Source organism: Corynebacterium sp. AOP36-E1-14 (genome assembly GCF_052377495.1).
Lineage (GTDB): Bacteria > Actinomycetota > Actinomycetes > Mycobacteriales > Mycobacteriaceae > Corynebacterium.
Map to the genome: position 1 here is coordinate 62,628 of NZ_JBQSWV010000005.1, position 22,697 is coordinate 85,324.

General features: G+C 69.2%; 21 protein-coding genes. 19 read left to right on the forward strand and 2 right to left on the reverse strand.

The features are described from left to right. The first annotated feature begins 163 nt into the window (after positions 1 to 163). From rbfA to ACT3TD_RS03770, 4 genes are read left to right on the forward strand one after another with little or no spacing between them, the layout of a single operon-like run. Positions 164 to 607 carry a 30S ribosome-binding factor RbfA gene (gene rbfA / locus ACT3TD_RS03755; RefSeq protein WP_301443632.1) on the forward strand — a complete coding sequence of 148 codons (444 nt, stop codon included), beginning with the start codon at positions 164 to 166 and terminating at the stop codon, positions 605 to 607. Beyond that, positions 604 to 1,953 (forward strand): MATE family efflux transporter, encoded by a 1,350-nt coding sequence (locus ACT3TD_RS03760; RefSeq protein ID WP_441578734.1) that lies wholly within the window; start codon positions 604 to 606, stop codon positions 1,951 to 1,953. Before rbfA ends, ACT3TD_RS03760 begins: the two co-directional genes overlap by 4 nt. Positions 1,954 to 1,989: 36 nt before the next feature. Next, positions 1,990 to 2,877, forward strand: coding sequence for a metallophosphoesterase family protein (locus tag ACT3TD_RS03765; protein ID WP_441578735.1), 888 nt, complete (start codon positions 1,990 to 1,992; stop codon positions 2,875 to 2,877). Then, entirely contained in the window at positions 2,874 to 3,635 is a 762-nt protein-coding gene (locus ACT3TD_RS03770) for a 4'-phosphopantetheinyl transferase family protein (RefSeq protein WP_441578736.1), read from the forward strand. The genes ACT3TD_RS03765 and ACT3TD_RS03770 overlap by 4 nt, the downstream gene beginning before the upstream one ends. A gap of 28 nt (positions 3,636 to 3,663) precedes the next feature. Here the strand turns inward: ACT3TD_RS03770 and ACT3TD_RS03775 are convergent, their stop codons facing one another. Together ACT3TD_RS03775 and truB are read right to left on the reverse strand one after the other, a co-directional pair. Next, positions 3,664 to 4,455 carry an L-threonylcarbamoyladenylate synthase gene (locus tag ACT3TD_RS03775; protein ID WP_301444024.1) on the reverse strand — a complete coding sequence of 264 codons (792 nt, stop codon included), beginning with the start codon at positions 4,453 to 4,455 and terminating at the stop codon, positions 3,664 to 3,666. A gap of 145 nt (positions 4,456 to 4,600) precedes the next feature. After that, positions 4,601 to 5,551: a tRNA pseudouridine(55) synthase TruB gene (gene truB / locus ACT3TD_RS03780; protein ID WP_441578737.1), complete on the reverse strand. Its 951-nt coding sequence runs from the start codon at positions 5,549 to 5,551 to the stop codon at positions 4,601 to 4,603. 46 nt (positions 5,552 to 5,597) lie between these two features. Between truB and ACT3TD_RS03785 the strand changes: the two genes are divergently transcribed. The 15 genes from ACT3TD_RS03785 (at position 5,598) to ACT3TD_RS03855 (ending at position 22,666) form a co-directional block, all read left to right on the forward strand. Next, positions 5,598 to 6,629: a bifunctional riboflavin kinase/FAD synthetase gene (locus tag ACT3TD_RS03785; RefSeq protein ID WP_441578738.1), complete on the forward strand. Its 1,032-nt coding sequence runs from the start codon at positions 5,598 to 5,600 to the stop codon at positions 6,627 to 6,629. Positions 6,630 to 6,728: 99 nt separating this feature from the next. Further along, positions 6,729 to 6,998, forward strand: coding sequence for a 30S ribosomal protein S15 (gene rpsO / locus ACT3TD_RS03790; RefSeq protein WP_441578739.1), 270 nt, complete (start codon positions 6,729 to 6,731; stop codon positions 6,996 to 6,998). A 292-nt stretch (positions 6,999 to 7,290) separates the two neighbouring features. Beyond that, positions 7,291 to 7,449 carry a hypothetical protein gene (locus tag ACT3TD_RS03795; RefSeq protein ID WP_441578740.1) on the forward strand — a complete coding sequence of 53 codons (159 nt, stop codon included), beginning with the start codon at positions 7,291 to 7,293 and terminating at the stop codon, positions 7,447 to 7,449. Further along, positions 7,446 to 7,976, forward strand: a complete 531-nt coding sequence (locus ACT3TD_RS03800; RefSeq protein WP_441578741.1) for a hypothetical protein — start codon at positions 7,446 to 7,448, stop codon at positions 7,974 to 7,976. Before ACT3TD_RS03795 ends, ACT3TD_RS03800 begins: the two co-directional genes overlap by 4 nt. A gap of 319 nt (positions 7,977 to 8,295) precedes the next feature. Further along, positions 8,296 to 10,530: a polyribonucleotide nucleotidyltransferase gene (locus ACT3TD_RS03805; RefSeq protein ID WP_441582091.1), complete on the forward strand. Its 2,235-nt coding sequence runs from the start codon at positions 8,296 to 8,298 to the stop codon at positions 10,528 to 10,530. A gap of 65 nt (positions 10,531 to 10,595) precedes the next feature. Continuing rightward, entirely contained in the window at positions 10,596 to 11,363 is a 768-nt protein-coding gene (dapB, locus tag ACT3TD_RS03810) for a 4-hydroxy-tetrahydrodipicolinate reductase (protein WP_441582087.1), read from the forward strand. 21 nt (positions 11,364 to 11,384) lie between these two features. Next, a complete protein-coding gene (gene thyX / locus ACT3TD_RS03815) occupies positions 11,385 to 12,143 on the forward strand; it encodes an FAD-dependent thymidylate synthase (RefSeq protein WP_301444239.1) in 759 nt (252 codons plus the stop codon). Between the two features lie 66 nt (positions 12,144 to 12,209). Beyond that, on the forward strand, positions 12,210 to 13,112 hold the full coding sequence (gene dapA / locus ACT3TD_RS03820; RefSeq protein ID WP_301444238.1) for a 4-hydroxy-tetrahydrodipicolinate synthase: 903 nt from the start codon (positions 12,210 to 12,212) through the stop codon (positions 13,110 to 13,112). A 7-nt stretch (positions 13,113 to 13,119) separates the two neighbouring features. Further along, a complete protein-coding gene (locus ACT3TD_RS03825) occupies positions 13,120 to 15,330 on the forward strand; it encodes a ribonuclease J (protein ID WP_444614703.1) in 2,211 nt (736 codons plus the stop codon). A 77-nt stretch (positions 15,331 to 15,407) separates the two neighbouring features. Next, on the forward strand, positions 15,408 to 16,022 hold the full coding sequence (locus ACT3TD_RS03830) for a TIGR03085 family metal-binding protein (RefSeq protein WP_441578744.1): 615 nt from the start codon (positions 15,408 to 15,410) through the stop codon (positions 16,020 to 16,022). A 90-nt stretch (positions 16,023 to 16,112) separates the two neighbouring features. After that, positions 16,113 to 19,592 (forward strand): DNA translocase FtsK 4TM domain-containing protein, encoded by a 3,480-nt coding sequence (locus ACT3TD_RS03835; RefSeq protein WP_441578745.1) that lies wholly within the window; start codon positions 16,113 to 16,115, stop codon positions 19,590 to 19,592. Between the two features lie 210 nt (positions 19,593 to 19,802). Next, positions 19,803 to 20,879 carry a TerC family protein gene (locus ACT3TD_RS03840; protein ID WP_444614704.1) on the forward strand — a complete coding sequence of 359 codons (1,077 nt, stop codon included), beginning with the start codon at positions 19,803 to 19,805 and terminating at the stop codon, positions 20,877 to 20,879. A 111-nt stretch (positions 20,880 to 20,990) separates the two neighbouring features. Further along, positions 20,991 to 21,617 carry a CDP-diacylglycerol--glycerol-3-phosphate 3-phosphatidyltransferase gene (gene pgsA / locus ACT3TD_RS03845; protein ID WP_301443442.1) on the forward strand — a complete coding sequence of 209 codons (627 nt, stop codon included), beginning with the start codon at positions 20,991 to 20,993 and terminating at the stop codon, positions 21,615 to 21,617. Further along, the gene (locus ACT3TD_RS03850; protein WP_441578747.1) at positions 21,610 to 22,185 is read left to right on the forward strand and encodes a CinA family protein; all 576 of its coding nucleotides are present in this window, start codon (positions 21,610 to 21,612) and stop codon (positions 22,183 to 22,185) included. Before pgsA ends, ACT3TD_RS03850 begins: the two co-directional genes overlap by 8 nt. A gap of 103 nt (positions 22,186 to 22,288) precedes the next feature. Further along, complete coding sequence (locus tag ACT3TD_RS03855) at positions 22,289 to 22,666, forward strand: helix-turn-helix domain-containing protein (RefSeq protein WP_301443439.1); 378 nt, start codon at positions 22,289 to 22,291, stop codon at positions 22,664 to 22,666. Positions 22,667 to 22,697 lie beyond the last annotated feature (31 nt).

Sequence of the window (22,697 nt, forward strand, 5' to 3'; positions counted from 1 at the left end):
GAGCCCTGATCCCCGGCGCACCACCGGCCCCGTCCCGTCGAGGTGACTCACCCATGAGTCCCCCGCGGGGCGGGGTCGGGTCGTGTCTGCCGTGCCACCGACTAGAATCAACCCGTAAGAAGTCCACCGGACCCACAGCGTCCAGGAAGAAGGGGAGCCCCAGATGGCTGACCACGCCCGCGCCGCCCGTATGGCGAAGCGCATCATGACCATCGTCGCCTCGGCGATCGAGCGCGACGTGAAGGACCCGCGGCTGGAGTTCGTCACCGTGACGGACTGCCGGGTCACCGGCGACCTGCACGACGCCACGGTGTTCTACACCGTGCGCGGACGCACCGTCGACGAGGAGCCGGACACCGCCGCGGCCGCCGAGGCGCTGCACCGCGCCCGCGGCCAGCTGCGCAAGATCGTCGGCGACCAGCTGTCGGTGCGCTTCACCCCCACGCTGCGCTTCGAACTCGACACCGTGCCGGAGGCCTCGGCGCACCTGGAGGAGCTGCTCGCGAAGGCCCGCGACATCGACTCGCGTGTGCGCGCGCAGGCCGAAGGCGCCACCCCGGCCGGCGAGGCGGACCCCTACAAGTCGGCCGACGAGCCGGAGGAGTGAGCACCACCCCACCCGGCTCGGCCAACGACGTGAGGGCGGACACCCGGACCATCCTCGGTCTGGCGTGGCCCGCCCTCGCGGTGTTGGCGGCCACCCCGCTGTACCTGTTGTGGGACACCGCCGTCGTCGGACGCCTCGGCGCGTCCGAACTCGCCGCCCTGGCGGCCGGCGCGACGGTACTCGCGCAGGTCACCGTCCAGCTGACGTTCCTGTCCTACGGGACGACGGCGCGGGCGGCGCGGAGGCACGGTGCCGGGGACACCCCCGGCGCCGTGTCCGAGGGCATCCAGGCGTCCTGGGTGGCGGTGGCCGTCGGCGCGGTGCTGGCGGTGCTGGTGGCGGTCTTCGCCACCCCGGTGACCGCGGCGCTGACCGGTGGCGGTGAGGGGTCTCCCGTCGCCGCCGAGGCGGCGCGCTGGTTGCGCGTGACCTCGCTGTCGGTGATCCCGGCGCTGCTGACCATGGCCGGCAACGGTTGGCTGCGCGGGGTGGCGAACACCCGCGCCCCGTTGTACTTCACCCTGGCCGGCGTGCTGCCGATGGTCGTCACGGTGCCGTGGGCGGTCGACCGTTTCGGTCTGGTCGGCTCGGCGTACGCCAACGTGCTCGGCGAGGTGATCACGGCGTCCTGCTTCGTGGTGTGCCTGGTGCGCACCTGGCGCCGCGAGGGCGACGGGCGGCCGGTCACCCCGAGCTGGGCGGTGATCCGTCCGCAGCTGTCGATGGGACGCGACCTGATCCTGCGCTCGATGAGTTTCCAGGTGGCGTTCCTGTCCGCCGCGGCAGTGGCCGGACGGATGGGGGAGTCGTCCCTGGCGGCCCACCAGGTGATGCTGCAGCTGTGGAACTTCCTGACGCTGGTGCTGGACTCGGTGGCGGTGGCCGCGCAGGCCCTCGTCGGTGCCGCGCTGGGCTCGGCCTCGGTGCGGACCGCCTGGCGGGTGGGCAACCAGGTGCTGCGGTTCTCCGTGGGTGCCGGTCTGGTGCTCGCCGGGCTGCTGGCGGCCGGGGCGCACGTCATCCCCCGGTTGTTCACCACGGACGACACGGTGCTCTCCACGATGTGGGGGCCGTGGTGGATCCTGGTGGCGATGGTCGCTCTCGGCGGAGTCGTCTTCGCCATCGACGGTGTGCTGCTGGGCGCGGGGGACGTAGCGTTCCTGCGGACCGCGTCGATAGTTTCGGTACTGGTGGGTTTCCTGCCCGGCGTGTGGTTGTCCTTCGCCTTCGACCTCGGGCTGACCGGGGTGTGGTGCGGGCTGCTGGCCTTCATCGTGATCCGGTTGGCCGCGGTGGTGTGGCGCTACCGCAGCGGGCGGTGGACCCGGGCACCGGGAGTGACGTAAGAGACTGAAGTGACTAGAGTGGTCAGGGTGATTGGCGTGGAGGACGAGACGGACGGCAACCCCGACGGCAAACCCGGAGCGAACCCGGGCGGGCGCACGCGTACGCTCTGGGCCGTCTCGGACCTGCACGTGGCCGCCCGCGGCAACCGCGAACTGGTCGACGAGACCGTGCGCCCGCGTCATCCCGGCGACTGGTTGATCGTCGCCGGCGACGTCGCCGAACGCACCTCCACGATCCTGGACGTGCTGCGCGAACTCTCCGAACGCTTCGCCCAGGTCATCTGGGTGCCCGGCAACCACGAACTGTTCTCCCGCGCCGCCGACGAGGTCCACGCCGAGGAGAAGTACGAGGAGCTCGTGAAGGGCTGCCAGGCGATGGGCGTGCTCACCCCGGAGGACCCCTACCCGCGCTTCGCCGGGCGCACGGTGGTGCCCATGTTCACCCTCTACGACCACTCCTGGCGCGACCCGCTGGTCAGCGTGGAGTCCGCGCTGTCGGCGGCGGAGGGCAACGGGGTGGTGTTCACCGACCAGGTCGCCATCGCACCCTATGTGGACGTTCCGCTCTGGTGCCAGCGTCGGCTGGGTTACACTGTGCGGCGACTGTCGAAGGTCTCGGGGCCGACGGTGCTGGTCAACCACTGGCCGCTGGTGCGTGAGGTGACCTCGCGTCTGCGGCTGCCGGAGGTGGCGTTGTGGTCGGGAAGCCGGCACACGCAGGACTGGCCGGTACGTTTCGGTGCCGAGACCGTCGTCTACGGGCACCTGCACATCCCGGTCGTGACCGAGGTGGACGGTGTCCGTCATGTCGAGGTGTCGCTGGGCTACCCCCGGGAGCGCGAGCGGACCCTCGAACAGCGCCGCGAACGGGACCTCTGGCCGTACCCGGTGCTGACCGACAACACCGGAGAGGAAGCGGGATGATCATCGCAGCCCCCTACGTCGCCGTGGGCCTCGGCGACTCCGACCGCGCCCCGGTGGTGCCCCGGGACATCGTCCCGCCGGACGCCGGCCTGGTGGAGTACCACCCCGGCGACCTCATCGACCTGGCCCACTACGAGGAACTGGACGACGACGAGCGCCGCATCGTCGGCGCCGCGGTGGACTCGCGCAGGTCCGAGTTCGGCGACGGTCGCTGGTGCGCCCACCGCGCGCTGCGCGGACTCGGCGTGGACGGCCCGATCCTGCGCGGCGACAAGGGGATGCCGCTGTTCCCGGACCACGTCACCGGCACGATCTCGCACACCCGCGGGCTGCGCGTGGCACTCGTGGCGCGCACCGACCGGTGGCGCAGTCTCGGGCTGGACGTCGAGGTCGCCCAACGCCTGCCGGACGGCGTGCTGTCCGCGGTGAGTTCCGCGCGCGAACGCCGCTCACTGCAGCGCGCCGCGCAGCGCGCCCCGGGACGCTCGCTGGGCACCGTGCTGTTCAGTGCCAAGGAGGCGGTGTACAAGGCATGGTTCCCCGTGGTGGGACGCTTCCTGGACTTCGACGAGGTCGAGCTGCAGCTCGACGTCGCCGACACCTTCGGCGCCGCCGCCTCGTCCGCCGCCTCGTCCCCTGAGGTCGGCGGCCGCTGGCACGCCCGGGTGCTCTCGCAGCCCACCCCGCTGCCCTCCCTGAGCGGTCACTGGGTGATCCGCGACGGCTACGTGGTCACCGTCTGCGCGATCCCCAACTGACCGGGGTCTTCCAACTGACCGGTACGGATCAGTAGTAGCCGCCCTGGCGGAAGTCCCAGGAGTTGAACTGGTCGGCGAGGATCAGCACGATCTCGTCGTTGTAGATGCCCTTGCGGATCAGGGTGGGGCAGGGGGTCACGCCGCGCTCACCGTTCTGCTCGGGGACCAGGGTGCCGTCGTCGTCGACCATGGAGACCATCACACCCTGCTCGTAGCGGGTGTCGATGCTCTTGTCCGGCTGGATCGAGGCCACGTAGTCGTTGCCCTCGATGATCAGGTCGGCCTCGCCGGCGATCTCGTCGCCGATGCCCTCGATCAGGCCACGGTTGCCCTGGCCGGACGGGTTGGCGGAGGAGGCGAAGACCAGGCGGCGGTCCTTCTCCCACAGCTCACGGGCGATGTTCTCGCCGGGGGTGCCGAACTTCAGGACGAAGCAGCTGGTGTTGCGGGTGTCCGAGGCCAGCTCGCCGGCGCCCTCGGGCATGTACTTGTCCTGCGCACCGTCCTTCCACGGCAGGATGCAGCCCATGAGGATGTCGCGCTCGGCGCAGGTCCGGTAGAAGTTCTCGATCTCCGGGGTCAGCTGGGCGAGCTCCTTGAGCTGCTCCAGCGAACCGCACAGCACCACGCCGGGCTTGTTGCGCTTACGGTGCTTGACAGCGAACTTGCGCTCCAGGCCCTCGCGGTCGCTGGTGGCGATGATGTAGCCGACCTTGGTCGGGGTGACCACGATGTGGCCCGGCGTGCGGAGCAGGTCGACGGCCTCCTGCTGCAGTCCGCCGTTCCACTGGATCTGGCGGGAGTTCTCGTTCTCTGCCATGGCTTCCTCTCTGACGTCCAACTGTTTGGCTGTATCTTCACCGCACCCCCGCCCGTCTCACTGGTCGGGAGAGTCAGTCTCACACTCTGGCATTGTAGAGTACCGGCGTGAGACGCGCTGAATCGGGGGCCGAATGGTGTCGCGCTCAGTCCATGCCCGCCGGACGCGCCACGAACACGCTGGCCGCGCGCCGTCCCTTCTCCTCCAGCAGCGCGATCGCCCGGCCGTCCGGCGTGACCGCGGCGTACACCCCCTTGGTGCCCTCCGGCTCCAGCCACTTGCCCAGCGACAACGCCACACCCTCGTCGGCGCTGACCTCGCGCACGGGGAAGCAGGTCGACATCGCCGCGTCGAGCCCCAGGGACAGCTCCGGGGCGGCGTCGGTGGTGTCGCGCACCTGCAGCAGGGCGTCCAGCGTCCGGGCGTCCCGGATGTCGAACGGGCCCACGCTGGTGCGACGCAGCGCGCTGAGGTGCCCGCCCACGCCCAGCGCCTCGCCCACGTCGCGGGCGATGGAGCGGATGTAGGTGCCCGAGGAGCAGTGCACGGAGACGTCCACCTCGCAAGCACCGTCGGGTGCGCCGAGGCGCACGTCGGTGACGTCGAGGGAGTGCACGGTGACCGGACGCTCCGGCAGCACCACGTCCACCCCCTCGCGCACCAGCTCGTGGGCGCGACGCCCGTTGACCTTGATCGAACTGACACTGCTGGGGCGCTGCATGATCTCACCGGTCTGCGCGGCGAAGGCCTCGCGCACACGCTGCTCGGTCAGCGACGCCAGGGCGTCCGGCGCGGCGGTGGTCAGCACGTCACCCTCCACGTCGTCGGTGACCGTCGAGGCGCCGAGGCGCACCGTGGCCTCGTAACGCTTGTCGTGGGTGACCACGTGGGCGAGAAACTTCGTACCGCGTTCCACCCCGATGACCAGCACGCCGGTGGCCATCGGGTCCAGTGTCCCGGAGTGGCCCACCCGCCGGGTGCCGAATACTCGGCGACAGCGGGCGACCACGTCATGGCTGGTCATTCCGGCGGGTTTGTCCACGACGACGAGGCCGGAGCGGGCGATGAGCCCCACGGCCGATTCACTTCCAGGCATGGAGCACAGTCTATGTGGTGGGCCACGATGTCGTAGTGTTGTGCCCGTGGATATCTGGAATGGACTGGACGAGGTTCCCTCGGACCTCCAGGGAAGCGTCGTGACGATCGGTGTCTTCGACGGGGTGCACCGCGGGCACCAGAAACTCATCGGCACCGCCGTGGACAAGGCTCGCGAGCTCGACGTCCCCGCGCTGATGATGACCTTCGACCCGCACCCCACGGTGATCTTTCTGCCGAAGAACGTGCCGCCGCTGCTGGCGACCGTGGAACAGCGCGCCGTCAGTGCCGCCCGCTACGGCATCGACGGCATGGTCGTGGTCGCCTTCGACGACGAGATCATCTCCTGGAGCCCCGAGGAGTACTTCCGCAACGTCATCGTGGACCGCTTCAAGGCTCGCGCCGTGGTGGTGGGGGAGAACTTCACCTTCGGCAGCCAGGCGTCCGGCACCGCCGAGACGATGAAGGAGCTCGGGGAACGCTACGGCGTGGAGGTCGTCGTGCACGGGCTGCTGCGCGACGGTGACGAGGACGGTGACGAGGACGGTGACGAGGACGGGGGAGACGACGGCCACACCGTGTGCTCGTCCTGGATCCGCGAACGCCTCGCCGCCGGCGACGTCGCCTCCGCCGCCGGCGCGATCGGCCGCAACTTCACCGTGCGTGGCGTGGTCACCCGCGGTGCAGGACGTGGCGGGGCCGCGTTGGGGTTCCCGACCGCCAACCTCTACTTCCCGGACAGCCAGGCGCTGCCCTCCGACGGCGTCTACGCCGGCGACCTGCGCATCCTGCCGACGCAGAAGGATCCCGCCGGCGCGCTCGTCGGCGACATGCCGGTCGACGTGCACCTGCCCGCGGCGATCTCCGTGGGCACCAACCCCACCTTCGGCGACGAGACCCGCAGCGTGGAGGCCTTCGTCCTGGACCGCGACGCCGACCTGTACGGACGCAAGGTCACCGTCAGCTTCATCGAGCACATCCGTGGCCAGGAGACCTACGACGGGCTGGACGAACTGGTCACCGCCATCGGCAACGACGTCGCCGCCACCCGACGATTGGTCCCGGCCGAGCGCGGATGATAGTGTCGGTCGGTCTGTGACTGTGGTTCGCGGTAGTCACAACGGCGTGTCGAACGTCTACTTTTTGCGCGGACTGAAACAACAATCAGGAGAATCACCATGGCTCTGACCAAGGACCAGAAGGCTGACACCCTCAAGGAGTTCGGTCTCCACGAGACCGACACCGGCTCCCCCGAGGCGCAGGTCGCGCTGATGACCGTGCGTATTCGTCAGCTCACTGAGCACCTCAAGTTCCACAAGCACGACCACCACTCCCGCCGCGGCCTGCTGCTGCTGGTCGGTCGTCGCAAGCGACTGCTGAAGTACCTGCAGGAGAACAACGTCGAGCGTTACCGTTCCCTGATCGAGCGCCTGGGCCTGCGTCGCTAGTCGACCTCTCCCAGTGACCCCGCGGATTCATTCCGCGGGGTTTTCGCGTGTGGTGACGGGGGCGGCCGGCGCAATCCCTGCATTTCGGTTCCCTCGCTGCCACGGTCGGTGCAGATGTGCAGACTTTACGCAGGACCATCCCCCGGGGGCAGGGGAGTGCCGTAGTGTTCGTGTGCAGAACGACACGGTACCGGGGAGGGTGACCATGGGTGGGGTGGGGAAGGATCATGCGGTGTGGAGCACCGCGCAACTGTCGGCGCGGGGACTCACACGCCACGGGATTGCGACGAAGGTGGCGAACGGGGAGTTGATCCGGCTCGCCCGCGGGTACTACGCGGCCGGGGACGTCTCCGAGATGCAGGTGCTGCAGGCCCTCGCCGCCGGGCACGACGGCCTGGTGTTCCGCGGGACCACGGCCGGCGCGATCTACGGGGGGGGTGCGAGAAGATGAGCTGGCCGGCGCAGGCCTACCTTCCGCGCGGCGGGGCCCGCAGCGGAGGAGCGCTGTTGGACGTCCGGACCCGCGCGCGTCCCCGGACGCGGCGCGTCGAGGGGCTCGACGTGATCACGCCGGTGCAGACCGCGGTCGAGCTGATGCAGGACGTCCCGGCGCAGCATCTCGGTGAGATGCTCGCGCGTGCGTACCCGGGGGTGAAGGGAAACGACGTCCTGGCGTCCGACATCGCTGCGCTGTCGCGCAGCCGCCGGGGCGCGGTGGCAGGGCTGCTCGACGGGGTCGTCACCGGCACCGCCAGCAACCGGGAGGCCAGGGTGCTCGTCGAGATCGACAGCTTCGCCTTCCACGGTGCCGGTGGGGCGAAGGCGGGTGAACGCACCTTCGTCGTCGACCGGTGGAAGGGGAACATGGCGACGAGGTGGGGGTGGGCGCTGTTGCGCTACACCGACCGGTGTATCGGCGGTGCGCTTGCGCATGTGGTGGACGAGCCGGAGCAGCGAATCATGCCTGACGTGGTGTAAGGTGATCTGCGGCAATTGTCCAGGATTTCCGAATCACGAAAGACCGCTCCCACCGTCGGCACCGATGATCGACACCGGGAACATCAAAGACGTAGAAGGCAGACACACCAACGTGACTTCCCAGAACGAGAACGACACCCAGGCCAAGAAGGCCCCGGCGAAGAAGGCACCGGCCAAGAAGGCCCCCGCCAAGAAGACCCCCGCGAAGGCCAGCGCGGGCACCACCGCCACCTCGAAGGCGCCGGCCAAGAAGGCCCCCGCAAAGAAGGCTCCGGAGAAGAAGGCCACCAAGCCCGCCCCGACGCACACCGCGGAGCTCATCGACCCGGACTCCGGCGTCTGGGAGTCCACCGCCACCATCGACAACGGTGACTTCGGTACCCGCACGGTCTCCTTCGAGACCGGGCTGCTGGCCCGTCAGGCCGACGGTGCGGTCACCGCATACCTCGACGACGACACCATGATGCTGTCGACCACCACCGCCTCGAAGAAGCCGAAGGAGAACCTCGACTTCTTCCCGCTGACGGTGGACGTCGAGGAGCGCATGTACGCCGCCGGACGCATCCCCGGCAGCTTCTTCCGCCGCGAGGGTCGCCCCGGCTCCGAGGCCGTGCTGGCCTGCCGCCTGATCGACCGCCCGCTGCGTCCGACCTTCGCCAAGGGCATCCGCAACGAGGTCCAGGTCGTGGTGACCGTCATGTCGCTGGACCCCGACGACATGTACGACGTCGTCGCCATCAACGCCGCCTCCGCCTCCACGCAGCTCTCCGGCCTGCCGGTCTCCGGCCCGGTCGGTGGCGTGCGCATGGCTCTCGTCGTCGACGAGGACCACGCCGAGGGCCAGTGGGTCGCCTTCCCGAACCGTCAGCAGCAGGAGAAGGCCGTCTTCGAGCTCGTCGTCGCCGGACGCGTCGTCGAGCCGGTCCGTACGGGCCGCAGCCGCCGCAAGCCCGCCCCGGGCGAGAACGTCGCCATCATGATGGTCGAGGCCGGCGCGACCGACAACGTCGTCGAGCGCGTCGCCGAGGGTGCCCCGGCACCGACCGAGGCCATCGTCGCCCAGGGTATCGACGCCGCGCGCCCGTTCATCGCGGAGCTGTGCGGTGCACAGGCCGCACTGGCCGACGCCGTCGACACCCAGGCCCGCAACTTCGAGCTCTTCCCGCCCTTCGGCGAGGACGTCTTCGCCGCCGTGGAGTCCGAGTCCGCCACCAAGCTGGCCGGCATCATGGCCATCGCCGACAAGGCCGAGCGCGACGAGCAGCTCTCCGCCGACATGGCGGAGGTCGTCGACGCCCTCGAGCCGCAGTTCGAGGGACGCTCCTCCGAGATCCGCAACGCCCACAACGAGGTCACCCGTCAGCTGGTGCGCAGCCGCATCCTGACCGACGGTTTCCGCATCGACGGCCGCGACGCGACCGCCATCCGCGACCTCGGCGTGATGATCGACCTCGTCCCGCGCGCACACGGCTCCGCCCTGTTCGAGCGTGGCGAGACCCAGATCCTGGGTGTCACCACCCTGGACATGCTGAAGATGGAGCAGACCATCGACAGCCTCAGCCCGGTGGACTCCAAGCGCTACATCCACCACTACAACTTCCCGCCGTACTCCACCGGTGAGACCGGACGCGTCGGCTCGCCGAAGCGCCGCGAGATCGGCCACGGCGCGCTCGCCGAGCGTGCCCTGCTGCCGGTGATCCCGTCCCGCGAGGAGTTCCCCTACGCCATCCGCCAGGTCTCCGAGGCGCTGAGCTCCAACGGCTCGACCTCGATGGGCTCGGTCTGCGCCTCGACGCTGTCGCTGTACAACGCCGGCGTGCCGCTGAAGGCCCCGGTGGCGGGTATCGCCATGGGCCTGGTCACCGGTGAGGTCGACGGCAAGGACACCCACGTGACCCTGACCGACATCCTCGGAGCCGAGGACGCCTTCGGCGACATGGACTTCAAGGTCGCCGGCACCGCCGACTACGTCACCGCCCTGCAGCTCGACACGAAGGTCGACGGCATCCCCACCGACGTCCTCGTCGCCGCGCTGTCGCAGGCACGTGGTGCGCGCCTGGAGATCCTGTCCACCATGGGCGAGGCCATCGCCGGCCCGGAGGAGATGAGCGAGTTCGCCCCGCGCATCACCACCGTGAGCATCCCGCAGAACAAGATCGGTGAGCTGATCGGGCCGAAGGGCAAGACGATCAACCAGATCACCGAGGAGACCGGCGCCAACATCTCCATCGAGGACGACGGCACCGTGTTCATCTCCGCCGCCGACGGCAAGGCCGCCGAGGCAGCGCTGGACAAGGTCAACTCCATCGCCAACCCGCAGCTGCCGAAGGTCGGCGACCGCTACCTGGGCACCGTGGTGAAGACCACCGCCTTCGGCGCGTTCGTCTCCCTGCTGCCGGGCCGCGACGGCCTCGTCCACATCTCCAACCTCGGCGGCGACCGCCGGGTGGAGAAGGTCGAGGACGAGGTCTCCGTGGGCCAGTCCCTCGAGGTCGAGATCGCCGACATCGACAACCGGGGCAAGATCTCCCTGGTCCTCGTCGACGCCGAATAGGCACCCCGGCACACCCCGGCACACCACTGCCAGCCACACACCGAACAACCCAGGAGGATATGCACATGACGAAGGTCGGAGTTCTCGGAGCACACGGACGGGTCGGCACCGCCGTCGTCGCCGCCGTGGAGAAGACCGAGGGGCTGGAGCTCTCCGCGGCCCTGGACCACGGTGACGACCTCGAGGCCCTGGTCACCAGCGGCACCGAGATCGTCGTCGACTTCACGGTCCCCGACGCCGTCATGGGCAACCTGGAGTTCTGTGTGGGCCACGGCATCCACGCCGTGGTCGGCACCACCGGCTGGACCCCGGAGCGTTATGACACGCTGCGCGGCTGGCTGGCGGACAACCCGTCCACCGGTGTGCTCGTGGCACCGAACTTCGCCATCTCGGCGGTGCTGACGATGAAGCTGGCGGAGATCGCCGCGCCGTACTTCGACTCCGCCGAGGTCATCGAACTGCACCACCCGAACAAGAAGGACGCCCCGTCCGGCACGGCGGTGCACACCGCCGAGGGCATCGCCCGCGCCCGGCAGGCCGCCGGTCTCGGCGCGCAGCCGGACGCCACGGACCAGGAGCTCGACGGTGCCCGTGGCGCCGACGTCGACGGCGTGCCGGTGCACGCGGTGCGTATGACGGGCATGGTCGCCCACGAACAGGTGATCCTGGGTGCGGCCGGTCAGACCCTGACCATCAAGCAGGACTCCTACGACCGTGAGTCCTTCGTCCCGGGCGTGCTGCTGGGCCTGGACAAGGTGCCGTCCACCCCGGGGCTGACCATCGGGCTGGAGAAGTTCCTCGGCCTCGACACCCTCGGCGTCCCGGCCGAGTAGCGGGCGGGGAGCAGAGGACCGATGTCCACCAGCGCGGAATTCTCCGCACGCCTGATCTCCCAGACCACGTTCACCCCGCCGCAGGACGTGCCCTGGGAGCCGTCGCCCACCGGCGGTGACGCCTCGAACCTCGTGGAGTTCGCCGGACGCGCCTGCTACGAGACGTGGGACCGTCCGAACCCGCACACCGCGGCGAACGACGCCTACGTCCGGCACATCCTGGACGTCGGGCACCTGAGCCTGCTGGAGCACGCCTCGGCGGGGGTGTACCTGCGTGGGGTGTCCCGCTCGTGTGCGCACGAGATCATGCGCCACCGTCACTTCTCCTTCAGCCAGCTCTCGCAGCGCTACGTGCCGCAGGAGCAGTCCGCGGTGGTGGTGCCCGACGTCATCGCCGAGGACCCGGAGGTCGCCGAGCTGCTGCTGCACGCCACCGACGTGGCGCGCGACGCCTACGACGAGCTCCTCGAGGCCCTCGAGGAGCGTGCCTCGGGAGAGACCAACTCGGTGCTGCGTGCCAAACAGGCGCGTCAGGCGGCGCGTGCGGTGCTGCCCAACGCCACCGAGACGCGTTTCGTGATGACGGGCAACATGCGCTCCTGGCGCCACTTCATCGGCATGCGCGCCGCCGAGCACGCCGATCCGGAGATCCGCCGGGTGGCGGTGGAGTGCCTGGGGCTGCTCAGGACGGTCAGCCCGGAGATCTTCGACGATTTCACGGTGACCGAACTTCGCGACGGCACGACCATGGCGACCAGCCCTTACGTGGCCGACATCTGAGCGCCACGGCGCGCCGGAGGGGGTCCTGGTACACATCAGGGCCCGTGGGCGGTAACCTATGCTGACATGAGCACAGGTATGACAGCGACAACAGGCGCCGAGATCTTCGGCACGGTCTCTGTGGCGATGGTGACGCCCTTCACGAAGGACGGCAGCATCGACCTGGACGCCGGCGTATCCCTGGCGGGACACCTGGTGGACCAGGGTTGCGACGCTCTTGTTCTGAGCGGCACCACGGGTGAGTCACCCACGGTCCGCCCCTCGGAGAAGATCGACCTGCTCAAGGCAGTCCGTGCCGAACTCGGCGACAGCGTGAAGCTCGTCGCCGGCAGCGGAACCTACAGCACCGCGGAGTCCGTGGAGCTGTCGAAGGCGTCCGCCGACGCTGGCGCGGACGGTCTGCTCGTGGTCACCCCGTACTACTCCCGTCCGAGTCAGGAAGGGCTCTACCAGCACTTCAGCACGGTTGCTGATGCGGTGGACACCCCTATCTGCCTCTACGACATCCCGTCCCGCACCGTGGTCCCGATCGAGTCCGACACGATTCGTCGACTCGCCGACCACCCCAACATCCAGGCGGTGAAGGACGCCAAGGGCGACCTGCCCGCGGCGATGCAGCTGCTGGAGGAGACGGACCTGGCGTGGTACTCAGGGGATGACCCGTTGAACGTGCCGTGGCTCGCCGTGGGGGCGACCGGCGTGATTTCCGTCATCGGACACGTCGCGGCCCCGCAGCTGCGCGCACTCCGCGACGCCGTCGACGCCGGTGACATCACCGGCGCCCGGACGATCGCCAACCGCCTGACCCCGCTGACCCGTGCCCAGGCCCGGCTCGGAGGGGTGGCTTTCGCCAAGGCGGCACTCAAACTTCAAGGAATCGAGGTGGGCGCACCGCGCCTCCCGATCATCGAACCCACGCCGGACGAGTACGACCGGCTGGCAGAGGACCTGCGTGACGCAGGAATTTAAGGACAACATGACTGAGAATCGTTCCCGGGCACGCAAGGTGACCCGGAAGGCCGCTCCGCCGAGCGCTGACACCAGCGCAGCGGACGTGAGCACCACCTTCAACGACGGTGGCCAGGCCAAGGCCGCAGCGGCCGAGCAGGCCAGCACCGCCGAGCAGGGTGGCAACACCGAGCAGGCGGGCTCCGCCGAGCAGGGTGGCAACAACAACGGTGGCGGCAACCGCACCCGTTCGCGCCGTTCCCGCGGCCGTGGCAACTCCGGCAACGCCAACTCCGGCAACGGTGGCGGCAACAACAACGGCGGCGGCAACGGTGGAAACGGTGGCGGCAACAACCGCAACCGTGGCAACGGTGGAGGCAACCGCAACAACAACAGCGGCAACAACCGCAACCGTGGCAACCGTGGTGGAAACAACGGCGGCAACAACGGTGGAAACCAGGGCGGCGGCCGCCGTGGCACCGTGCAGACGATGCAGGGTGCCGACCTCACCCAGCGTCTGCCCAAGCCGCCGGCAGCGCCGAAGGACGGCATGCGCATCATCGCGCTCGGCGGTATCTCCGAGATCGGCCGCAACATGACCGTCTTCGAGTACCACAACCGCATCATCATCATCGACTGCGGCGTGCTCTTCCCGTCCTCCGGTGAGCCGGGCGTGGACCTGATCCTGCCGGACTTCTCCTACCTGGACGACAAGTGGGACCGCGTCGAGGCCCTGGTGGTCACCCACGGTCACGAGGACCACATCGGTGCGATCCCGTGGCTGCTCAAGCAGAAGGCCGACCTGCCGATCCTCGGCTCGCGGTTCACCTGCGCCCTCATCGCGGCGAAGTGCCAGGAGCACCGTCTGCGTCCGAAGCTGATCGAGGTCGACGACACCTCCCACGAGAACCGTGGCCCCTTCGACATCCGCTTCTTCAACGTCGGCCACTCCATCCCGGAGTGCCTCGGTGTCGCCCTGAAGACCGGCGCCGGCATGATCGTGCACACCGGTGACGTGAAGCTGGACCAGACCCCGGCCGACGGACGTCCCACCGACCTGCCGGCACTGTCGCGCTTCGGCGACGAGGGCATCGACCTGTTCCTGTGCGACTCCACCAACGCGACCACCCCCGGTGTGTCGCCGTCGGAGGCGGCGATCGGCCCGAACCTGCGCCGTATCGTCACCGAGGCCAAGCAGCGCGTGATCATCGCGTCCTTCGCGTCCAACGTCGCCCGCGTGCAGATGGCGGTCGACGCCGCCGTCGCCGCCGGCCGCAAGGTCGCCTTCAACGGCCGTTCGATGATCCGCAACATGGAGATCGCCGAGCGTCTCGGCCTGTTGACCGCCCCGCGCGGCACCATCGTCCAGATGGACGAGGCCGCCCGCATGGCACCGCACAAGGTCGTGCTGATCACTACCGGTAGCCAGGGTGAGCCGATGGCCGCGCTGTCGCGCATGGCGCGTCGCGAGCACCGGCAGATCACCGTGCGTCCGGGCGACCTGATCGTCCTGTCCTCGTCGCTGGTCCCCGGCAACGAGGAGGCCGTCTTCGGCGTCATCAACATGCTCTCGCAGATCGGCGCCGAGGTCATCACCGGCAAGGACGCCATGGTGCACACCTCCGGCCACGGCTACTCCGGCGAGCTGCTGTTCCTGTACAACGCCGCCCGTCCGCGCAACGCGATGCCGGTGCACGGCGAGTGGCGCCACCTGCGCGCCAACCGCGAGCTGGCCATCTCCACGGGTGTCGCCCGCGACCACACCGTGCTCGCGCAGAACGGCGTGGTCGTCGACCTGGTCAACGGTCAGGCCTCCGTGGTCGGCCAGATCCAGGTCGGCAACCTCTACGTCGACGGCGTCACCATGGGTGACGTGGGAGCCGAGGAGCTCGAGGACCGCACCGCGATGTCCGAGGGCGGCCTGATCTCCGTGACCGTGGTCGTGGACAACCGCACCGGCCGTCCGCTGGAGGATCCGCAGGTCCAGGCCCGCGGCTTCTCCGACGCGTCGAAGGACATGATGCGTCAGGTCGCCGAGCTGGTCGACAACGTGATGCTCGACCAGTCCGGCTCCGGCGAGACCGACCCGTACCGTATGGCGCATACGCTGCGCCGCAAGGTCGCGAAGTTCGTCAAGGACAAGTGGAAGCGCGAGCCGTTCATCGTGCCCACCGTGGTCCCGATGACGAGCGAGATCGTCGAAGAGCTCGACCCGGAGGACCACGTCCCCTCCCTGTAGTCCGGTGGAGCCGGCTCGACCGGTACAACCGGTACTCCGCACACGGTCCGCCCGGACCCGGCGTAGCATCGTGAGACATGACAGTCTCCCACGATGAACGCCTGGCCCTGGCGGACCTTCTGCTGTCCCTGGGCCCCGATGAGCCCACGCTGTGCGAGGGGTGGGCGACCCGTGACCTCGCCGTGCACCTGGTGCTGCGCGAGTACCGTCCGGACGCGATGGCCGGGATGTTCCTGCCGCCGCTGTCCGGGCACCTGGATTCGATGACCTCCCGCTACGAGGGGCGTCCCTTCGAGGAGCTCGTGGAGCTCTACCGCGACGGCCCGCCCGTGTGGAACCCGATGCGGCTGGGCGACCGGTTCATCAACCTGGGCGAGAACTTCGTCCACCACGAGGACGCCCGCCGTGGGGGAGGGGAGTGGACCCCGCGTGACCTGCCCGCGGGCACGAGGGACACGCTGTGGCGCGCGGTGTCGCAGATGGCACGCGGGCTGATCCGCAGCTCCGGGGTGTCGGTCACGCTGGTGCGTACCGACGGTGCCGGGGAGTCGGTGACCGTGGGAAACACGTCCCCCGGGGTGACCGTGACCGGTGAGGCCGGCGAGCTTCTCCTGTGGATTTACGGCAGGATTAAGGCCTGTGACGTGACCGTGGAGGGCAATGAGGAGGACGTGCGCCGGGTCAGCCTGTAAGTAGGGTTTCGTCGGTCGCCCGGCAAATGTCACGGATGTGACGCGTGTTGCGACTGTTAATGGTGGGGTCGCCGGGCTAAACTGGCGCGCATGTCAACGACCAGTCGCACGCGTACCTCTCCCGGGACCTCCTCCCGGCGCTCCACTGGGCGTTCCACCCGTCCGTCCGGCAACGCACCCAAGCGCGCCGCGACGCAGACCAGACGGATGCCGTCCTACGACACGACCGACTTCGAACGAACCGGCGGCGCGTTCAGCGCCGTGGGGTCGTCGGTGGGGTCGATGTTCGGCGGCATGTCCCGCGGTATCGGTGGGCTCGCACGCAAGTTGTCGGTGAAGACGCCCGACGCCCCGGACGACGCCTACGGCGATGACGGCGGCCAGGGCGGCCACGACGCCGCCGAACTGCCCACGACCGTGATCGACAGGGCCTCCGGCGGCAGGAGGAAGTCCGGCACAAAGAAAGCTGGCACCAAGAAGAAGACCGCACCGAAGGGAGTGGACAGGCACGTGGAGGACGACAGGACGGCGTCCGGCGCAGGTAGCGACGTGACCGAGGACGACGACCGGGACCAGCTCGGCGACGCGCCGCGCGAACGCGTGGGAGGCGGCGCCGACGGCCCGGCCCTCGGCGCCCTCGCCCTCGCGCTCATCGTCGCCGGGACGTCCTGGTTCGGCGTCGGCGGCACCGTCGGCGGCGGCATCGACTTCGTGCTGACCTACCTCATCGGTGCCGCCGCCCTGCTGGTCCCGGTGCTGCTGGCAGCCACGGCCTGGATCCTCATGGTCGGCGTCGACACCACCCAGCACTCCCGGCTGCGCCTCGGCGCTGGCATCGGAATCATCGTGCTGGCAGTCCTCGGCATCATCCACATCCTCGCCGGACAGCCCGGCACCGTGGAGGGACGGGCGTCCGCCGGCGGCATCGTGGGCCAGTTCGTCGGCACACCCATGGCCGTGGGTTTCAGTGAGTACGTCGCGGTCCCGCTGCTGCTGATGGTCATCGTCTACGGCGGCCTGCAGCTCACCGGCATGACCGTGCGCCAGCTCGTGTCCTCGCTCGCCGGCTGGCTCGGCTACCGTGCCCGCAGCCGGGCCGGTTCCCGGGGGGACTATGACGACTACGGCGACGAGGACTACGACGAGTACGCCTCCGTCGACCGCGAACTCGACGACGCCGTGCGCCAGGACCGCGCCCCGCGTTCCACCTCCGCGATGAGCAGGACGCGACGCGCCCCTGCGTCCGCCGAGTCCCGCGCGGCCCGCCGCCCGTCGCCGATGGACAATTACCCGGTGGACTCCAACTCCAGCTCCAGTTCCGACGACCAGGCGACCCTGGTGTTCCGGGGCAAGAGCCCGCAGGAGCTGGCGGACCCGGGTGCCCCGGTCGAGGACGACGACCTCCAGGCGCCCACCGTCGGTGGTGCGGCACCGGCCACCCGTGGCTCGCGCCCGGCCGCGACCTCGGGTATCGACGACGACCTCTTCGGCGAGGACTCATCCTCCGCAGCTTCTGCTGCCCCCGTCGCGAAGACGCCCGCACCCAAGACCCCTGCGCCGGCGAGCTCGGTGCCCGCGGTGGCGCCGGTGGCGGCACCCGCGGCTGCGGCGGCTGGCGCAGCTGGCGCTGCTGCGGCGGCTGGAGCCGGTGCGACCCGCACCGCGCCTGCGGCGTCCGGGCAGTCCGCCGCGGACGACCGCGAGGAGACCCGCCGCCGTATCCTCGCGCGCTCCGGCGCCGACCCGGACGCCGCGAGCGCGTCGGCGGCGTCCGGTGCGTCCGGAACGTCCGGGGTCGAGGAGACCCCGCCCGTGGCCGACGTGACCTCGGCCGAGTACCTCCTGCCGTCCACCGAACTGCTGGTTCCCGGTGAGGCCGCCAAGACCCACAGCGAGGCCAACGACCGGATGATCGAGGCGATCACCGAGGTCTTCGCCGAGTTCAAGATCGACGCCCAGGTCACCGGTTTCTCCCGCGGACCCACCGTGACCCGCTACGAGATCGAGCTCGGCCCGGGTGTGAAGGTCTCCAAGATCACCAATCTGCAGTCCAACCTCGCCTACGCCGCGGCCACCGACAACGTGCGGCTGCTCACCCCGATCCCCGGCAAGTCCGCCGTGGGTATCGAGGTGCCCAACAGCGACCGCGAGATGGTCCGCCTCGGCGACGTGCTCAACGCCCCCAACGTCCACGACGACCCCGACCCGATGCTCATCGGGCTGGGCAAGGACATCGAGGGCACCTTCGTGGCGCACTCGATCCAGAAGATGCCGCACCTGCTCGTCGCCGGTTCCACCGGTTCCGGTAAGTCCGCCTTCGTCAACTCCCTGCTGGTGTCCGTACTGACGCGCGCGACACCGGAGGACGTGCGCCTGATCCTCATCGACCCGAAGATGGTGGAGCTGACCCCCTACGAGGGCATCCCGCACCTGGTGACCCCGATCATCACGCAGCCGAAGAAGGCCGCCGCCGCCCTGACCTGGCTGGTCGAGGAGATGGAGCAGCGCTACATGGACATGAAGTCCACGCGCGTGCGCCACATCAAGGACTTCAACCGCAAGGTGAAGTCCGGTGAGATCACCACGCCCGCCGGCTCCGAGCGCGAGTACCACCCGTACCCGTACATCGTCTGCGTCGTCGACGAGCTCGCCGACCTGATGATGACCGCGCCCAAGGAGATCGAGGACGCGATCGTGCGCATCACCCAGAAGGCCCGTGCCGCGGGCATCCACCTGGTGCTCGCCACGCAGCGTCCCTCCGTGGACGTGGTCACCGGCCTGATCAAGACCAACGTGCCCTCCCGCCTGGCCTTCGCGACGTCGTCGCTCACCGACTCCCGCGTGATCCTGGACCAGGGTGGTGCGGAGAAGCTCATCGGCATGGGCGACGGGCTGTTCATCCCGCAGGGTGCGGGCAAGCCGCTGCGCATGCAGGGCGCGTTCGTCACCGATGAGGAGGTCCAGGCCGTGGTCGACGCGGCCAAGGACCAGGCCGAGCCCGACTACACCGACGGCGTCACCGAGGACAAGGCCGCTGAGGCGAAGAAGGACATCGATCCGGACATCGGCAACGACCTGGAGGACCTGCTGCAGGCCGTGGAGCTCGTGGTCACCAGTCAGTTCGGCTCGACCTCGATGCTGCAGCGCAAGCTGCGCATCGGCTTCGCCAAGGCAGGACGCCTGATGGACCTCATGGAGACCCACGGGGTCGTCGGCCCGTCCGAGGGGTCCAAGGCCCGCGACGTGCTGGTCAAGCCCGAGGAGCTGGACACCATCGTCTGGATGCTCAAGGGTGCAGACCCGGCCGAGGCTCCGAAGGACGCCCAGGGCGAGGCCGATGCCTGGGGCGACGAGTACGGCGAGGACGACTACGCGCAGGATGACTACGCCGCCGTCCCCACCGCCGATACCGCCGCCGCCGGCAGTGCCGGCAGTGCGCCGGCCGGTGACACCCCGGGCGGCTACCCGGACCAGGACAGCGACCCCACCGGGGAGATCCCCGTGGTCCAGGCGCAGGACGAGCCGCGCGTGGTGCGCGCCGACCCGTCCGGTACCGCCGGCGTGTTCTAGGGCTCCTCGTCCCGCGTCGTCGGGAGGGACCCCCGGGGCGGGCTTCTGGTATAGTCCTGAGACGTCAGGAGGGGAGTACCCCGCCCACGGCACTGATCGTCAACACGGCGACCGTCATCGGTCCCCGGTCGTGCCGGCCACCAGGAGTGACACTGCTGGTGGTGGGGGAGACCTCCGGTCCACCTAGCCGACCGGAGGTTTCGACCCGTCATGGAAGTTAACGCCCTCACCTGGATCATCACCATCGTGGTGATCGTAGGATTCTTCGTCTTCGACTTCTACGCCCACGTGCGTACCCCCCACGCCCCCACCATCAAGGAATCTGCCTGGTGGAGCCTGTTCTACGTCGCCCTGGCCTGCTGCTTCGGGGTGTTCCTCTGGTTCACCTGGGGTGAGCCCGGCGACCCCCACGTCCACGGGGTGGAGTTCTTCACCGGCTACGTCACGGAGAAGGCGTTGAGTGTGGACAACCTCTTCATCTTCGCCCTGATCATGGGCACGTTCAAGGTGCCGCGGGAGTACCAGCAGAAGGTGCTGCTGATCGGCATCGCCCTGGCGCTGGTCTTCCGCGGTATCTTCATCGCCTTCGGTGCCGCCGCCATCGACGCCTGGTCGGACGTGTTCTACATCTTCGGCATCTGGCTGCTGTGGACGGCGTTCAGCGTGGTCCGCGACGAGGTCTCCGACAAGCCGGAGAAGGACCCCAGCGACATGAAGCTGATAAAGACGCTGAACAAGGCCGTTCCCGTGGCCGACGAGTACCACGGTGACAAGCTGTTTGTGCGTCGGCTCGGCAAGTTCGCCGTGACGCCCCTGCTGGTCTGCCTGGTGGCGATCGGCATGACGGACCTGATGTTCGCACTGGACTCCATCCCGGCGATCTACGGCATCACCCAGGAGCCCTACATCGTGTTCACCACCAACGCCTTCGCGTTGCTGGGTCTGCGCCAGATGTACTTCCTGCTGGACGGACTGCTCGACCGCCTGGTGTACCTGCCCTACGGCCTGGGCGTGATCCTGGCCTTCATCGGTGCAAAGCTGATCCTGCACGCCCTGCACGAGAACGGCCTGCCGTTCATCAACGGTGGCGAGCCGGTGCTGGGTGCCCCCGAGGTGGAGACGGTGACGTCGCTGATCGTTATCGTCGGCGTCCTGGCCGTGACGGTGATCGCCAGCCTGCTGAAGTCGCGCCACGACGCGGGCAAGGACGACGGCGAGGCGGACGGCGAGGCGGACGCGACCGAGGAAGACTCCGGGACCTCCGTAGAGTCCGCTGGCAACCGCTGATGTCGGGCCCCGTCGGTGTTACCCCCGACGGCCGTACTGGGTAGGATGTGAAGGGTGCAAGAGACTCAGCACGAGATGCAGAACAGTGACGATCGCGGCCCCCACGGCACCATGACCGGTGCGCGGCGGTCGCAGTTCGGTCGCGCCGTCCACCGGTTCAACCTCCCCAACGTCCTGACCACCGTGCGGATCATCCTGATCCCGGTGTTCGTGTGGCTGCTCATCGCGGCAGGGCCGTTGCAGGGCGAGCGGGACCTCGACCACGCCCTGCGGTGGTGGGCCCTGGTTGCCTTCTGCGTGCTGATGGCGACCGACCAGCTGGACGGGTTCCTCGCTCGGCGCTACGAGGTGATCACCGACTACGGCAAGCTCGCCGACCCCATCGCCGACAAGGCGTTGATGATCTCGGCGATGGTCTCGCTGAACATCCTCGGCGACCTGTGGTGGTGGGTCACGGTGGTGATCGTGGTCCGCGAGCTGGGTATCACGGTGTGGCGCATGGTCCTGGCCCGTCGGGGCAAGGTCGTGCCGGCCTCCAAGGGCGGCAAGTTGAAGACGGTCCTGCAGACGCTCGCGGTCGCCATGGTGATCGCCCCGCTGCCGGAGTGGACGAACTGGCTGACGTACCCGCTCGTGGGCCTGGCCGTGCTGGTGACTGTGGTCACCGGGGTGCAGTACCTGCTGGATTCGCGTAACCGTGCCGGTGCCGACGGTGCCCCAGGTGCCGCACATGCCTGAGGCAGGGGGCTCGGCGCTGCCGGGGATCCTGGCGCGTCGACTGGTGACCGCCGCGACGTCCGCCGGGTTCACGGTGGCCACCGCGGAGTCCCTGACGGCAGGGGCGATCGCCTCGACGGTGGCGGACATCCCCGGCGCCTCGGCGGTGCTGCGTGGAGGTCTCGTGGTCTACGCCACCGACCTCAAGGCCAGCCTGGCCGGCGTGGATGAGGAATTGCTCGACGCCAGGGGACCGGTGGACCCGGACGTCGCCCGGCAGCTCGCCCGCGGCGCGGCCACCCGTTGTGGTGCCGACATCGGCCTCGGTGTGACGGGCGTGGCAGGGCCGGACAGTCAGGACGGACACCCGGTCGGTGAGGTCTACGTGGCAGTGTGGTTCGCCCCTCGTGCCGGGGAGGAGGCCATCGACCACGTCGTGTCACTGACGGAGGCCGACCTCGGCTCCCCGGGACCCACGGGGCCCTCGCGGCGCGACGTGCGCGCCGCCGCCGCGTCCCGCGCGCTCTCCCTCGCGATTGACGCGGTGGACGCACTGGACGCGCTCAGCGCGGTCGCCGACGATCTCTGAGACGCTCCGGCCCGTCCGGCTCGTCGCGAAGGCAGGACGCCGCGGTCGTCGTAGTCTAGACTTGGCGGGAACAAAAACGGACCCCCAACCGTTGGAGACGGTAATGGCAAAGCACACTTCGGTACTCGAGAAAGAAAGACCCGACGTCGACCTGGCGGGCGTGGACGCAGTGTCCACGACGCTCGCCGAACCCCTCCTGCGTGAGGCCCTCGGCGCGACGTTGCGCGGCTTCCGTGAGGACTCCCACCGCACGCTGCGGGAACTGGCCGTGGCCGCCAACGTGAGCCCCGGCTACCTCTCCGAGCTGGAGCGGGGCCGCAAGGAGGTCTCCTCGGAGCTGTTGGCGAGTGTGTGCGTGGCCCTGGGGATCCGGGTGTCCCAGGTGATCATCGAGGCCGCTGCGATGATGGCGTTCGACGCGGCTGCGGCGGAACTGACCGCCGCCACCCCGGTCGAGCCGGTGTCCGCCGCCGCGCGCTGATATACTTTCGTGGTTGACATCTAGCTGTCAC